Annotated in this window: 17 protein-coding genes, 1 tRNA gene and 1 pseudogene; 6 read left to right on the top strand and 13 right to left on the bottom strand. The window is 38.6% G+C overall.

The window, feature by feature from the left end; translation table 11 throughout:
• Window positions 1-55 precede the first annotated feature (55 nt).
• Window positions 56-748, top strand: a complete 693-nt coding sequence (locus EA365_12100) for a 1-acyl-sn-glycerol-3-phosphate acyltransferase (protein TVQ43655.1) — start codon at window positions 56-58, stop codon at window positions 746-748.
• Here EA365_12100 and EA365_12095 read toward each other — a convergent pair.
• The 9 genes and pseudogenes from EA365_12095 to EA365_12055 form a co-directional block, all read right to left on the bottom strand.
• Window positions 732-2039, bottom strand: a complete 1308-nt coding sequence (locus EA365_12095; protein ID TVQ43654.1) for a PDZ domain-containing protein — start codon at window positions 2037-2039, stop codon at window positions 732-734. The two genes, EA365_12100 and EA365_12095, sit on opposite strands and share 17 nt — an antisense overlap.
• A gap of 128 nt (window positions 2040-2167) precedes the next feature.
• Complete coding sequence (locus EA365_12090) at window positions 2168-2506, bottom strand: KH domain-containing protein (protein ID TVQ43653.1); 339 nt, start codon at window positions 2504-2506, stop codon at window positions 2168-2170.
• A complete protein-coding gene (gene rpsP, locus EA365_12085; protein TVQ43652.1) occupies window positions 2499-2747 on the bottom strand; it encodes a 30S ribosomal protein S16 in 249 nt (82 codons plus the stop codon). The genes EA365_12090 and rpsP overlap by 8 nt, the downstream gene beginning before the upstream one ends.
• A 60-nt stretch (window positions 2748-2807) precedes the next feature.
• Window positions 2808-3347, bottom strand: a complete 540-nt coding sequence (locus tag EA365_12080) for a DUF2892 domain-containing protein (protein ID TVQ43651.1) — start codon at window positions 3345-3347, stop codon at window positions 2808-2810.
• A gap of 3 nt (window positions 3348-3350) precedes the next feature.
• Window positions 3351-4049, bottom strand: a complete 699-nt coding sequence (locus EA365_12075; GenBank protein TVQ43650.1) for an MBL fold metallo-hydrolase — start codon at window positions 4047-4049, stop codon at window positions 3351-3353.
• A 43-nt stretch (window positions 4050-4092) separates the two neighbouring features.
• Entirely contained in the window at window positions 4093-4569 is a 477-nt protein-coding gene (locus tag EA365_12070; GenBank protein TVQ43649.1) for a rhodanese-like domain-containing protein, read from the bottom strand.
• Window positions 4569-5018, bottom strand: a complete 450-nt coding sequence (locus EA365_12065) for a DUF2214 family protein (protein ID TVQ43648.1) — start codon at window positions 5016-5018, stop codon at window positions 4569-4571. The genes EA365_12070 and EA365_12065 overlap by 1 nt, the downstream gene beginning before the upstream one ends.
• Window positions 5019-5022: 4 nt before the next feature.
• The gene (locus EA365_12060; protein TVQ43647.1) at window positions 5023-5397 is read right to left on the bottom strand and encodes a transcriptional regulator; all 375 of its coding nucleotides are present in this window, start codon (window positions 5395-5397) and stop codon (window positions 5023-5025) included.
• Window positions 5398-5427: 30 nt separating this feature from the next.
• Window positions 5428-5532, bottom strand: a pseudogene (locus tag EA365_12055) (disulfide reductase).
• A 678-nt stretch (window positions 5533-6210) separates the two neighbouring features.
• Here EA365_12055 and EA365_12050 point away from each other — a divergent pair.
• Window positions 6211-6774: a DUF3365 domain-containing protein gene (locus EA365_12050; protein TVQ43673.1), complete on the top strand. Its 564-nt coding sequence runs from the start codon at window positions 6211-6213 to the stop codon at window positions 6772-6774.
• Here the strand turns inward: EA365_12050 and EA365_12045 are convergent.
• Window positions 6771-8096, bottom strand: a complete 1326-nt coding sequence (locus EA365_12045) for a sulfide:quinone reductase (protein TVQ43646.1) — start codon at window positions 8094-8096, stop codon at window positions 6771-6773. The two genes, EA365_12050 and EA365_12045, sit on opposite strands and share 4 nt — an antisense overlap.
• A 96-nt stretch (window positions 8097-8192) precedes the next feature.
• On the opposite strand from EA365_12045, the gene EA365_12040 reads away from it, so the two are divergent.
• Entirely contained in the window at window positions 8193-8678 is a 486-nt protein-coding gene (locus tag EA365_12040; GenBank protein TVQ43645.1) for a DUF3122 domain-containing protein, read from the top strand.
• A gap of 18 nt (window positions 8679-8696) precedes the next feature.
• Window positions 8697-9539 carry a sulfite exporter TauE/SafE family protein gene (locus tag EA365_12035; GenBank protein ID TVQ43672.1) on the top strand — a complete coding sequence of 281 codons (843 nt, stop codon included), beginning with the start codon at window positions 8697-8699 and terminating at the stop codon, window positions 9537-9539.
• Window positions 9540-9544: 5 nt separating this feature from the next.
• Here EA365_12035 and EA365_12030 read toward each other — a convergent pair whose 3' ends face one another.
• Window positions 9545-10972 (bottom strand): signal recognition particle protein, encoded by a 1428-nt coding sequence (locus tag EA365_12030; protein TVQ43644.1) that lies wholly within the window; start codon window positions 10970-10972, stop codon window positions 9545-9547.
• Window positions 10973-11134: 162 nt separating this feature from the next.
• Between EA365_12030 and EA365_12025 the strand changes: the two genes are divergently transcribed.
• On the top strand, window positions 11135-11941 hold the full coding sequence (locus EA365_12025; GenBank protein TVQ43643.1) for a hypothetical protein: 807 nt from the start codon (window positions 11135-11137) through the stop codon (window positions 11939-11941).
• 21 nt (window positions 11942-11962) lie between these two features.
• Here EA365_12025 and EA365_12020 read toward each other — a convergent pair.
• Window positions 11963-12045, bottom strand: a tRNA-Leu gene (locus EA365_12020).
• Window positions 12046-12186: 141 nt separating this feature from the next.
• Here EA365_12020 and EA365_12015 point away from each other — a divergent pair.
• On the top strand, window positions 12187-12495 hold the full coding sequence (locus EA365_12015; GenBank protein TVQ43642.1) for a hypothetical protein: 309 nt from the start codon (window positions 12187-12189) through the stop codon (window positions 12493-12495).
• On the opposite strand, the gene EA365_12010 is transcribed toward EA365_12015, so the two are convergent.
• Window positions 12437-13309, bottom strand: a complete 873-nt coding sequence (locus EA365_12010; GenBank protein TVQ43641.1) for a M48 family peptidase — start codon at window positions 13307-13309, stop codon at window positions 12437-12439. The genes EA365_12015 and EA365_12010 overlap by 59 nt on opposite strands.
• Between the last annotated feature and the right edge of the window lie 140 nt (window positions 13310-13449).

Here is a 13449-nt window from a genome sequence, read left to right as displayed (position 1 = left end):
CTCCTTGTCTAAAGTTATCCCCTGTACAATATTACTGGTTACTTGAGATGAAATTATGGAAAATATGGAAAATAACCCGATTGTTTCTTGGGTATCTCCTTGGTTAACTCCTATTGTTTACTTTTTAGCCCGTCGATTGGTTTTACCCTTTTATTTTAGTAAGATTCATATTTCTGGACAAGAACATATTCCTAAAAGTGGTGGAGTCATTATTACTCCTACTCATCGTTCTCGTTGGGATGCTATTATTATCCCCTATGCTACTGGTTTAAATGTTAGTGGGAGACATCCTCGCTTTATGGTGACTTCCACAGAGTTAGAAGGGTTTCAGGGGTGGTTGATTAGACGTTTAGGGGGTTTCCCTGTAGATATAGAGCGTCCTAGTGCAGATAGTTTAGATTATGGTAAGGCAATTTTGGCTAATCAAGAAATGTTAGTGGTTTTTCCCGAGGGAGGAATTTTTCGGGATGTGAATGTTCATCCTCTCAAAAGAGGTGTAGGTAAAATGGCTTTAGAGGTGGTTAGTGATCATCCTGAATTAGAGTTACGAATCTTACCTGTGAGTATTAAATATACCGAATCTTTTCCTCAAAAAGGTTGTGAAGTAACAGTCACAATTGGGGAATCTCTCAAGGTGACTGATTATCAAGATTCCTCAATTAGAAAAGGATCTCAAAAACTTACCCACGTTTTAGAAACTAATCTTAGAGATTTGCACGATGAACAACAGGTTAAGGAGATAAACTAGTTTGGGGAAGATAACTAGAGGTAAGAAAGGCGATCGCTTTGAGATATTGGGGATCAGCTTGAGTAGCTAATAAAGAGGGGTCATTACTGATGATTAATTCTTCTGTTTGAGTTAATTCTACGGGTATATCAGGGTTAATCCCTTTTTTATTGATATTAGTACCACTAGGAGGATAATAGCGAGAAATAGTAACAGCTAACCCTGAACCATCAGAGAGGGTATGTACCGATTGTACTGTACCTTTACCAAAGGTGCGAGTTCCTACTAGGGTTGCTCTACCGTTTTCTTGGAGTGCACCTGCTAAAATCTCACTAGCACTAGCGGAGTAACCATCTACGAGAATTACTAGGGGTAAATCGGTAATCGCTGTTCCATTGGCGAAAATCTCTGTATAACCACATTCTGCTTCAGGAGTTGAACAGGTTTGAGGTTGATCTAGGGTTTTAACGATTACTCCTTCTTCTAACCATAACCGCGCAATATCTACACTAGCGTATAATAGTCCTCCGGGATTACCGCGTAAATCTAAGACAAATGCTGTGACTCCTGCATCTGAGAGATTTTCGATCGCTTCTTTCATTTGTTCAGCTGCGTGGGAGCTAAATTCATCGAGTTTGATATAGCCGATGAGCATATTACCTTCTTGTTTAACGTTATAGGTTAAAGAGGGTAATTCTATTTGAGCACGGGTAACGGTTAGTTGTATAACCCCTTCTCCTTCACGATAGATTTCTAATTCTACATCTGTACCTATTTCCCCGCGAATCGCTTGTGATGCTTGATCAATACTCATTAAAATGGTGTTTCTACCGTCAATTCTTCTGAGGCGATCGCCTGGTTGAATTCCTGCTGCTTCTGCGGGTGAATTTCTGACAGGCTCAACTACTACTAATTCTTTACTTTGAGAGTCAATTTCAATGGTAATCCCTATCCCTGTGATTTCTCCAGAGGTTTGATTAGTCAGAGATTCAAACTCTTTAGGCTCTAAAAAACGTGTATAGGGATCGCCTAATTGTTTAAGAGTCTCCCGAATGGTGCGGTAAGCTTCTTCAGGGGAGCTATAATCACGTTCGAGCAATTCTTGTCTAAGGTATAACCAATCGACGTGATTAAAGTCTTTATCGACGAATTCGTTGTTGACAATTTGCCAAACTTCATCCACGACGATTTTAGGACTATCTTCTAGCTTAGCTTGAGCGAATTGAGGGGTATTGACAGTAACTAAAGAGCCAATGACTAGGGAAGTTAAAACCCTATTGGAAACTAGCAAATTTTTTAAAAACTGATTCATAAACAGCTGTCTTTAAGTTGAGCTTAGGGAATATCGGGTTAACCTAATCCTCTAACTTAAATTTTAGCTCAAACTTAAAAAAATGCGATACCCCAACCCGATAAACTTAAGATTGGGGATTAACCAAGTTATTGCAGTTTTGGTTTAGAATTATTACCGCGACGAGTTAGAGATTTTTTCGACTCACCCTCTTTGTAATCAGAGTCTTGAGTCGAATCATTGTCACCATAAACGTCTAAATATAATGATTGTTTATTGGCGATTGCTGCTGCGTTTAAAACCGTGTGAATAGCTCTGAGATTGCGACTTCCACGACCGTAGATATGTCCTTTTTCTGCTGTATTAACGGCTACTCTCAACCAAACTTTTCCTGTGCTGTCTAATTGTTCACAATCCATACTGATTGACTCTGGAGGATTGAGAAGTGGTTCAAGCAGAAAACAAAGTAACTTTGAATAATCAGGCATTTAGTTGCTCAAAAACTTGTGCTTTACGGAGAATGCTACGTACTGTTTCTGTTGGTTGAGCACCTTGTTTGAGACGCTCTACGATCGCAGGAACATTTAATCTAGTTTCATCGGTTCGAGGGTTATAAAAGCCTAGTTCTTCGATGGCTCTTCCATCGCGACGACTAGTACTGTGCATTGCTACTATTCTATAGCTTACTTGTCCTTTTTTGCCGATTCTTTTTAAGCGTAATTTAACCATTGTTTCACTATTTTAGCTGCAACCTATTATTATAACCCTAAATCCCTAATAAGCAACAACTTATTGACGATTGTAGGGGAGTTTAGCTAACAACATCCCTAGGGCACAGGTGTTTGTAATACCAGCAAACATTAAGCCACTACCGACAAACCCACTTAATAACAGAAACCAAGGCGAAACAAAAGCCCCTAATATAGTTCCTGTTAAGACTAAAAAGCCTGCTACTATTTGCACTTGACGCATTAAGCTAATTGGGGCATTTTTGTCAACTATGGTAGGATATCCTGCTTGTTTCCAAGCAATTAGACCATCTTTTAAATGAGTTACTTCCTCATAACCCTGAGAAAATAATTTTTGTGCAGCTTGGGTAGAACGATTACCAGTGCGACAATATAACACTACTTTTTTAGTTGAGTCTTGGGGGATTTTTTGTGGGTCAAAATTAGAGAGAGAGACTAGTTGAGCATCAGGGATACGTTCTCCTCTGTATTCAGGGGATTCGCGCACATCAATCAGGGTTACCTTTTCTTCTTCTAACCATTGTTTGAGGGTTGAAGCGTCTATAGTTTGCAGATTTTTTGCAGAGGTTGTTGTTGTCATGATTTAAATATTTACAGTTACTTTGCCACAGAGTTGATTAGCGGGAACAGCTTCAGCTATCTTTTGAGGATCCGGTAGGTTTAAGTTATTCATTAACTCAATAAAACTTTCTCGGGTTTGACCTAAGAAACGAGGATTATATTGTTTTTCTTCTTTGATGGTGGAGACGGTAAAACCTCGATAGTCATGACCAGGATAGACTAGGGTTGGGGAGGGTAAGGTAAATAGTCTTTTGGTGATATGGTCATATAATGTACCTGCATCTCCACTTTGAAAGTCGGTACGTCCACAACCTCGAATTAAGAGAGAATCTCCTGTTAAGACTCTATCCTGATTGACTAGGTAAGAGTTATGACTATCAGTATGTCCTAAGGTGGCGATCGCTTTGACTACAATCTCACCTATGGTTAACTCTTCGCCATTTTTGATCATTCTATCAGCACAATCTACTTGAGCATTTTCGGGTACAATTCCTAAACATCCTGTTAATTCCCGTAGTTTTCCTGCTCCAGTAATGTGATCTGCGTGAATATGTGTCTCTAAACAATAACCCAGGGTTAATCCTAACTCCTGAATTAATTTTAGATCTCGTTCTACTTGTTCTAAGACTGAATCTACCAATACAGCTTCTCGGGTTTGTGTATCTGCAATTAGATAAGTATAGGTACTGGTTTGAGGATCAAATAATTGACGAAATAACATTTTCACCTTCTTTTATTCATTATATAAATATATAGTAATTTATTTATTCAATTTTAGCAACCTTTTCAGGAAACATTTCTAAAGATTCTCCTGCATTTTTCCAACCTCGAATACTAGGAGGAAAACCCCTAACGTTACTGTATCCCAATAATTGTAAGGTAGTTACTCCGATTCCTGTGCGGTAACCAGTAGAACAATAGAGAATTACGGGTCTTTTCTGGGGTATTTGAGTCAAATTGTCGGTTAGACTCCCTAAGGGAATGTTAATCGCTCCTGGAATATGTCCTGTCAGATATTCAGAAGGTTCTCGAACATCAATAAATAAAGCATTATCAATCTTTTTGAGTTTGTCTATTTTTTGAATAGTGTAATAGTCTCCAGGAAGAGTAGAGAGAAACTGATCAATCGTTTCTAGTATCTCTTGAGAAGGAGTAGCTGTATTTAGGGGTAAAGAGAAAGCATTACCAGAAAGTAAGCACAAACAACAAGCGATCGCCAAAATAAAACTCTTCAAAATCATCAAGTCATCCTAGCCATAATTGCTGCAAATAAAGGAATAAGACTAAAACCCAATAATTCCCCTTTAATCATCCAACTAATCCGATGGACTTGGGGTAATTCTAGGGATGGGGGTTTTTCCTCTGCTAAAGTTTTAAACCAGAAGATAAAAGTAATGGTGGGATAGAGAGACAAAATACTAACCACGATAAAGATACCCATCTTAGTCCAGAAAAAAGGATTATGGAGATAATATTCTGATCCTTTACCAAAATACATTACCCGCAGAATTCCTGTAACTAAAATAGTGGTTGCTGAGATACCATAGACAACATCAGCAAAAGCTACTCTTTTAGCTTCAGTCAGACTCATGTCTTTTTTAAAATTAAATAATTCAATTCCTAAAGCGCCAAAACTGAGCATCAAGCCCAAATAATGAAAGTAAGCTACAATAGCACTTGTCCAATTCATCTGTTTATTTACTTAAACTTAATAACTTGAGATTTTCTAAATCTTGTTGCTGCTTTTCTAGTTGAATAGCCAGAGAGTTACAAACAATGTCACAGAGAGAAAAAACTACGGGGTTAGAAATCTCATAAATCACGGTTACTCCCTGTTGTGAACGAGATAATAAGCGAGCATCTGTCAGTAATTTTAAGTGTTTAGAAACATTAGCTTGACCTAATCCGGTAGCTGCGACGATTTGGCTGACATTTTTAGGTCCTGATTTTAAGGTACAGACTATTTGTAGGCGCGTTACTTCCGAAAGAAGTTTAAAGAAATCCGCAACCATATTGAGGGAATCAGGAGAAAGATGAGATAATTCACAATCTTGGGTTTTTTGAGTCATGGTTTTTGGGACTTAGTTTAAACTATTTAATTATATAACTAATTTAGACAAAACTGATTTAGTAGAGACGATATGTTTATCAAGTCCGAGTTTATGGGGTTTTATACCCATAGCTAACCCGATTAACTCAGTGATCTGACGGGGTGACAGGGTAGCTAAAAAGCTTGTGGAGATTAAGGTCTGGGTCGGGCGAGCGCGGAAAAAATTAGTCAAAAATTTTCTTCTTATTGAGAATTAAGCTAATGATAATCATTTTATTTTTGTCCAGGATAACCAGAAGTTAGTCGTTGAGTATTGGCTTTAGAACCTTCCAAGTTATAGCCACCAGTTTTACAATTTGTTTTTTCTCTTCTTGTAGATTGACTAAAAAATCAATCTTCTTTGAGGCGGGTTGTTAGCGATCGCGCCATAATTGTTTTGATTGGACTATGATTTTTAAGTCAACACTAAGGAATGTGTGGCGGTCTGCCCGCAGCGCTACGCGAGCGCCTTGAAATATCATTTTTTTTCTGGAGCATTCTCAATAAGCTGGAAAATTCTGACAATTTTCCAAGGAATAGTAACGACTGAACCTTAGTCTCAACCAAGGTTTCAACGAGCTTGTCACCCCGTCAGAGGTGCAAATATGACAAGAGGTGCATAACCATAGGGTATTACTCCAGATCGTCTCTCCTTCTAGGCGAATGTGAACTATTGTCGTCTCGATTGGGAAGGACTTTCTCTAGGTAAGATGTTTTCACTTGACATAATTTATTTGTAAAGATGGCTTTCTTTGTGCTAAATTTATTATATAACGATTTAGTAAAATTTGCCATGAAAATTTTTTCTTTAGTTTTATTGCTACTGAGTCTCTGCTTATTCCCTTTGACTGCTATGGCGATCGCAGACTCAAGTCAACTTGTGCGAGCAGTAGAGGAGATAGAATCCCTTGATACTATGCGCTCAAGCCTAGCTAGTGGCTTAAATAATCAATCAGAAACACCCGATCTACAAACCTTTAAGGAAGTCTGTAAACCTGTAGGAATGCGAGCTAAACAACTAAGCCAAGAAAACGGTTGGCAAGTCAAGCAAATTGCTAAAAAATATCGTAATCCCGTTCACGCTCCTAGTAATTTGTCAGAAACAATTGCTTTAGCTCAATTTGAGCAAAAACCTGAACTTATGGGCTTTTGGCAACAAGAAAAGGAGGGAACACATTATTATCGACGGATTAATGTAGAAGCTAGTTGTTTAGCTTGTCATGGGGCTAAAAATAGCCGACCTCCATTTGTTATGGATAAATACCCCCAAGATTTAGCTTTTGACTTCCAAGAGGGGGATTTACGAGGTATGTATTCGGTGTTTATTCCCCAATTACAACAAGCACTCCAGAATTAACTTAACTTCCGAAAGTCTTCAATCTCAGCATAACGGAGTGGGGATGAGTCCTCGATAGGTTCGACTAAATCTAAGCCCAAAATTTTTAATCCCCATTGTTCAAACCAGGGAACAGACATACCTAAACGCATTTTAGTTAGAAAGAATTGCTCAAATAGGGTTTTAGCCCAACTAACCCAACGTCCTTCTAAAGCAACAGATCTACGTCTTTTACCCGTCACTGGATCAGGGAGCACTTGATCCGCAATAAAGACAATACCGCGATCGCCAAAATCAGTAATACAAATAGCTGCTAAGGTAGGAGTAACTAAAGAACCAGAATGTTCTCCTAATCTAACTGCTAAATTATGAGCTACCGCCATACCCATCGCTTCGGTCATTTGTCCTGTTTTAGGGACTCCCGTAGGAATAGGTGTTTGTTCTGGGGGTTGTATTTTAACTACTACACCTGCTGCATAAATAGAATCAAAGTCGGGATGTTGATAAGTAGGTAAAACGGGGATAAAACCTTTTGCGTCGGCTAAATCGGAACGCGATCGCAGAAATTCTGGTCCTTGGAAAGAGGGTAAAATCATAGCATACTCAAAAGGAAAATCATGACCATCAGCAAGAGTAATGGTAGAGGGGTTAATTTTTGTGATCGCTGCATTTTCGATCACAGTTATTTGCTGCTTTTTGAGTAATTTTTCTACTAATTCTTGAGATTGACTCATACCACCGATACCTAAATGACCAACATAGGGTTCGGAAGTAATTAAGGTAATAGGAACTTGTGAACGTTTTCGGAGTTTTCTTAAACGCCATTCCGCTAATAAGGCGAATTCATAAGCAGGACCAAAACAACTCGCCCCGGGGACCGCACCAATTACTAATGGACCTGGATTGTCTAGAAACTTTTGCCAAGCTTGATCAGCCAAAGTTGCATGATGAGGATTACAGACAGATTGAGTATAACCATGTTCTGGACCTAAGCCTGGTATAGCTTGAAGATTTAAAGATGCTCCCGTAGCTATAACTACATAGTCATAGTTAATTAAGGTATGATTATCTCCAACGATTAGTTCTTTTGCATAAGGATCGATACTTTTGACCTTACCCTGCACCCATTCTATACCTTGACGACGAAGGATGGGTTCAATTTTTAACTGTACCTGAGATAATTGTTTTAGTCCTAAAGCTACCCAAGGTAAAGAGGGAATAAAGGTAAAAAAAGGAGTATCAGAAATTATGGTTACTCTGTGTTGAGAGGAGAGACGTTTTCTTAATTCGTACGCTGTAGGTAACCCCCCTATTCCTGCACCAATAACTACAATATGAGCCATGTAAATTTAGAGATAGTTTTTTGAAAATTAGTTTTATTTTATCATTAAATAGTTATATAATGTAACGTAAACAGTGAAAATATTGAGGTAAGAGATATGAAACAGTTATTTTTAGCTTTTCTATTAAGTGTAATGATTTTTTTAGGGATTAACCTAAGTTATGCTCAACCTGCTGAGGCTTTACTACGACAGATAGAAGAAACTCCAGGACAAGTCTTGTCTCAAAGTCGTAATAGTCTCAAGGATAGTACAGGTAATGCTTGGCAAGTAGTATTATTTAAACGAGTTAAAACAGGAGAAACAGAAACCCTTCACCTACGTTTAGTTGGTTTTCCCGACAAAACTAGTTTTCTCCATCCCCAAGATTTAAACATAACTACCTCCACAGGAGAAGTATTGACAGCTAAGGATATCCTAGCTAATAAATCTCCCGCAGCTAACGTAGGTGAATATGAGTTTCAAGAGATTTTATCTAACTTACCTGAGTCGGATTCTCTAGAGTTGAGTTTACCCCTAGAAAAACCCGTTACTATCTCTATACCCTTTCCCGTGGTGTTAGAATGGCTTACCCTTACTGAATAGATTATCAAAATGTTTACTATTACCTGGATTATTGGTCATCTGATTGCTATCTGTATTGGTATTAGCCTAGGTTTAATTGGGGGAGGAGGTTCGGTTTTAGCTTTACCTACTCTAGTTTATTTAATGAAAGTACCCCCAAAAGAAGCGATTGTGTTAACCTTAGTAGCTGTAGGTTCAGTTAGTTTACTAGGAGCAATTCCTCACTGGAAATTAGGCAACGTCAAGTTAAAAACAGCGGGTATTTTTGGCTTTTCTACCATGATTGGGGCTTATACAGGTGCTCGTTTAGCTACCCTTCCCATGGTTACAGAAACAATGCAGATGTTGCTATTTGCGTTCATGATGCTGATAGCTGCTGTGTTGATGATTATTAAAAGTAATAAACGTCATCAAGTTAAAGAAGATGAACTAGATTTATATCCAAAGCCAGTATGTCGCTATTGTTGGTTATGGTTAGTAACCGAAGGAATAGGAGTAGGAATACTTACAGGTTTAGTGGGAGTAGGGGGAGGATTTGCGATCGTTCCTGCTTTAGTTTTACTAGCTAAGTTACCGATGAAACAGGCGATCGGCACATCTTTACTGATTATTTTTATGAACTCTGTAGCTGGATTTTGGGGGTATTTTGGTCGAGTAGCGATCGACTGGAATTTGTTATTATCTTTTACGATCGCTGCCAGTTTAGGAATTTTAGCGGGAGCATATTTAGTCAAGTTTGTGCAAGCTAAACATCTCCAAAAGGCTTTTGGTTACTTTCTCTTAGTTACAGCTATGTTTGTGCTCTGGCAAAATCGCGAAGGTTATAAACCTGCAGAAGAAGCTAGGATAATGGAAACAAACAGAATAGCTAAATTGTACTAAGCTAATTACAAATCCCCGAAACCTTTTTTCTTTTTCTTCGGTTTTTTCGGTTTCTTACCTTGGTTAGGTGCTTGAGGGAGATTCCCACCCCCAAAGAGTCCACCCATACCCCCCATACCAGGTAAAGCTGGCATTCCACCTGTGCTCATTTGTTGCATCATAGAGCGCATTCTGGTAAAGTCAGTAACTAGTTTACTGATGTCTCTTTCTGCGAATCCTGAACCTTTAGCGATACGACGACGACGACTAGGAGATTTAGCGAGTAAATCGGGATTACTGCGTTCTTCTTTCGTCATCGAATTAATCATCGCTTCGGTTTGTTTGAGTTGTGATTCTCCTTTAGCGAGGTCATTACTACTGAGTTTATTCATCCCGGGGATTAATTTAAGTACTCCACCGAGAGAACCCATATTTTTTAAGAGGCGCATCTGTTTGAGAAAGTCGTTAAAATCGAATCTCGCCTCGACAATTTTCGATTGCATCTTTTCGAGATCAGAGATATCTAATTCTTCTTGAGCTTTTTCTACTAAGGTGAGAATATCCCCCATATTGAGGATACGAGAAGCGAGGCGATCGGGGTAAAATGGCTCTAGGGCTTCGACTTTTTCTCCAACCCCAATAAATTTGATGGGTTGACCTGAGATTTGACGTACGGATAAAGCAGCCCCACCGCGACTATCACCGTCGAGTTTAGTTAAAATAGCTCCTGTAATGCCTATTTCTTCGTGAAAGGTGCGAGTTAGATTAGCCGCTTCTTGACCAATCATCGCATCTACCACTAGGAGGGTATCATCAGGGTTGACCGTTTGTTTGATTTGACTCAATTCTGTCATCATGTCTGAGTCAATCTGTAATCTTCCCGCTGTATCTATAATTACAGTATCGACCCCCATTTCTTTGGCTTTGGCGACACCTTGACGAGCAATATCTACGGGATTAACCTCTGTACCTAGTTCAAAAACTGGTATATCAATCTGTTTACCTAGGGTAATTAATTGGTCGATCGCCGCGGGACGATAAATATCTGTAGCTACCATCAGACAACTACGTTTTTGTTTCTGGAGATAGAGGGCGAGTTTAGCTGTAGCGGTGGTTTTACCCGCACCTTGTAAACCTGCCATCAGAATTACCGTAGGTGGTTGAGTATTACTAGCCAGGGGAACGTTACTTTCTCCCATGACTTTGACTAATTCGTCATAGACTATTTTGACAAATTGTTCTCCTGGATTTACTCCTGAGATTACTTCTGCACCTAAAGCATTATTTTCTACTTCACTGATAAAAGTTTTGACTACTTCTATATTGACATCAGCTGCAATTAAAGCTCTTTTAACATCTCGTAGGGCTTCTTGAATATTAGCTTGACTAATTTTATTTTGACCACGTAGCTTTTTCCAGCTCTCTTCTAAACGCTCGGCTAAAGCATCAAACATAAGCAAAAATAATAAATTAAAGTAATTTTATCTCATTACGATCTAGACTTATTCTACCACAAAACCTTCATAAAAGAAGGGGTTTTTAACCCATTTTTCTGATGAGTTAGGATAAACTGTGCTAAGATTTGATGATAATTTTTGTAGTAAAAAAAAATACCTATGTCTAAACCAATTAATCCGTTAGTAGGATCCCTTCTAGTGGTTTCTACAGTTATCTCTTCAGCATTGAGCGTATCTGCGGCTAATATTCCTTTAGCTAATCCTAGCTTTGAATCACCAGATTTATCAAACACAACAGAAATAGTACCAGGTGCTGGTCCATTTGACTTTGAAACACCTACGGGATGGAATTTGTATAATCCTAATAATTTAATCCCTCCAGTATATGACAATGAAGCCAATAGTCCTTTTGCTACTGCTTTTACTGGAGTTTGGAGACCTTCTAGTCCATTTTTTGCTACCATACCCGATGGAGCACAAATAGTTTCTATCTATATCAACACACCTGGTCAAGGTGTAGTCGGATTGAGTCAAAATACTGGTGTAACTATTGCTCCTAACACTACTTACAGGTTTTCGGCTGCTGTTGGTAATCCCCAAATTCCTGATCCTACTGATCCCTTTTTTGATGGTTTTCCTGGATATCGCTTAGAATTACTCGCGGGAAACACAGTTATTGCGACAGATGATAACAGTATCTCTATAGATGAAAAACAGTTTCGACGCGCTAGTATTGCTTACACTAGTTCTGAGAATGATACTTATCAGGGAGAAGAATTAGGAATCAGGTTAATTAATCTTAATCTTGATAATAACAGTGGTGGTGATGGTAACAACGGAAGAGAGGTAACCTTTGATGATGTTCGCTTAGAAGAAATTGCTGTACCTGACAATGGTATGTCTTGGCAATTATCCTCGATTATGATGTTAACTGGTTTAGTTATCAAACTTAAAACCAAAAAATAGTAACTAGTAGTACTTGAGCAATGGGCGGAGAGAGAATCGAACTCTCATGACCAAAGGTCGCTACATTTTGAGTGTAGTGCGTCTACCAGTTTCGCCATCCGCCCTTATTTAGCCTTTCTATTATAACCTATTTTACCATATGATGGCAAGTCCTAATTTTCTCAAGAACTAAACTGGGGATGATTTCGTTATAATACTTGATATGAATAATAGCTATATTCCTGAGTTAATTGAAAAATTAAACTCTGATTATCAACCCAATAATCAATATTATTTCCGAGATAAAATTAGGTTTTTCTCGCTTGAATAGTAAGTGTGTTTTCTCTTCTGAATGGGATAAGTATGCTCAAATAACTTATGAAGCCAATTTTCACGAGAAACCATTTGGAGATATCAACAGTATCTCTGTAATGTATAGACAATTAGGGAATTCAGTAGCAGTACCTGTTATCAAATCGATAGCAGATCAGATATATAAAGTTATTAGTAATATATCTACCAGTTGCGCCATCCTCCCTGATAAGTTTTACCGTCATTACTTTTTTGCGCGCTAAATAACAAATTCTGATATTCTTGAGAACTAGACCAGCGATCGATTTCCCGAGCACGTAAGACGGGGAGTGGGTGGGTTAATTGCTCTATTTGCGCGGCTTTGAGCATTTGTCCAAGTTCATTATCGCCTACCGCGTCGTATGCTCTAGCTTGCTCCACAAAAGCTTCTAGATTCAATAGGGGAGCGAGAGTAGGTGAACCACCAGCTAACTTCATTAATACTGACATAACTACTTCTGGTTTTTGTGTAGCTAATAAAGCAGCGCGATCGCAACTAAACTCAGCACAGCGCAACCATTCCAACATGCTATTTTGCAGAGATTGAGCGATAATCACCCCCCAATTGGGTAATAATCCCGCAGCTAAGACCATAATATTAACCATAGTTAAATATACACCATGTTCACACTTAAGGTGTCCTAGTTCGTGAGCCATTACCGCTTGGATTTCTTCAGGAGTAAGTATCTCTATTAAAGAAGTATGTAAAACCATAAAGGGTTGTTTCCCACGCATAGCAAAAGTATAAGCATTGGGGATAGGATTTTGTTGCACGTAGAGTTGAGGAGGCTCTAAATCCAAAATTTGACAAGCTTCTAACAATAATTTGTGTAATTGGGGTAATTGTTTTTCACTGACGAGAACACTAGAAGCGATATTACGAAGATAAAAAAACTGTTCAGCTAGATTACCCATTAAGCTACGCACAGCTATATCTAAACCTGGGATTTGTTTTAAATTATTAGTGGCTTCTAAATCTAGAGGGTGACGAAAATCATCGGCTTTTAATCCTCTGAGTATAGTTGGAGAAATTCCCATATTGCTAAATTTGTTTAAGTATATATTTTTAATGATAACTTAATATCTCCTGCACACCCAATGATTATAAGGGAAAAGGGGAGAGGGGGAGTGTGGGGAGTGTGGGAGAGGGAGGAGACGGGAGTAGGGAGTAGGGAGTA

This window comes from Gloeocapsa sp. DLM2.Bin57 (assembly GCA_007693955.1).
Classification (GTDB): Bacteria; Cyanobacteriota; Cyanobacteriia; order Cyanobacteriales; family Gloeocapsaceae; genus Gloeocapsa.
Note: the sequence above shows the minus strand (reverse complement) of the source record. Positions and strands in the feature narration are given on the sequence as shown.

What these genes read in the sequence shown, in the direction of transcription:
- EA365_12025 (TVQ43643.1), top strand. Translation starts at nt 11,135, where the DNA reads ATGTCTAAACCAATTAATCCGTTAGTAGGATCCCTTCTAGTGGTTTCT.
- EA365_12065 (TVQ43648.1), bottom strand. Translation starts at nt 5,018, where the DNA reads ATGAATTGGACAAGTGCTATTGTAGCTTACTTTCATTATTTGGGCTTG.
- EA365_12100 (TVQ43655.1), top strand. Translation starts at nt 56, where the DNA reads ATGGAAAATATGGAAAATAACCCGATTGTTTCTTGGGTATCTCCTTGG.
- rpsP (TVQ43652.1), bottom strand. Translation starts at nt 2,747, where the DNA reads ATGGTTAAATTACGCTTAAAAAGAATCGGCAAAAAAGGACAAGTAAGC.
- EA365_12090 (TVQ43653.1), bottom strand. Translation starts at nt 2,506, where the DNA reads ATGCCTGATTATTCAAAGTTACTTTGTTTTCTGCTTGAACCACTTCTC.
- EA365_12080 (TVQ43651.1), bottom strand. Translation starts at nt 3,347, where the DNA reads ATGACAACAACAACCTCTGCAAAAAATCTGCAAACTATAGACGCTTCA.
- EA365_12045 (TVQ43646.1), bottom strand. Translation starts at nt 8,096, where the DNA reads ATGGCTCATATTGTAGTTATTGGTGCAGGAATAGGGGGGTTACCTACA.
- EA365_12030 (TVQ43644.1), bottom strand. Translation starts at nt 10,972, where the DNA reads ATGTTTGATGCTTTAGCCGAGCGTTTAGAAGAGAGCTGGAAAAAGCTA.
- EA365_12040 (TVQ43645.1), top strand. Translation starts at nt 8,193, where the DNA reads ATGAAACAGTTATTTTTAGCTTTTCTATTAAGTGTAATGATTTTTTTA.
- EA365_12075 (TVQ43650.1), bottom strand. Translation starts at nt 4,049, where the DNA reads ATGTTATTTCGTCAATTATTTGATCCTCAAACCAGTACCTATACTTAT.
- EA365_12070 (TVQ43649.1), bottom strand. Translation starts at nt 4,569, where the DNA reads ATGATTTTGAAGAGTTTTATTTTGGCGATCGCTTGTTGTTTGTGCTTA.
- EA365_12095 (TVQ43654.1), bottom strand. Translation starts at nt 2,039, where the DNA reads ATGAATCAGTTTTTAAAAAATTTGCTAGTTTCCAATAGGGTTTTAACT.
- EA365_12010 (TVQ43641.1), bottom strand. Translation starts at nt 13,309, where the DNA reads ATGGGAATTTCTCCAACTATACTCAGAGGATTAAAAGCCGATGATTTT.
- EA365_12050 (TVQ43673.1), top strand. Translation starts at nt 6,211, where the DNA reads ATGAAAATTTTTTCTTTAGTTTTATTGCTACTGAGTCTCTGCTTATTC.
- EA365_12060 (TVQ43647.1), bottom strand. Translation starts at nt 5,397, where the DNA reads ATGACTCAAAAAACCCAAGATTGTGAATTATCTCATCTTTCTCCTGAT.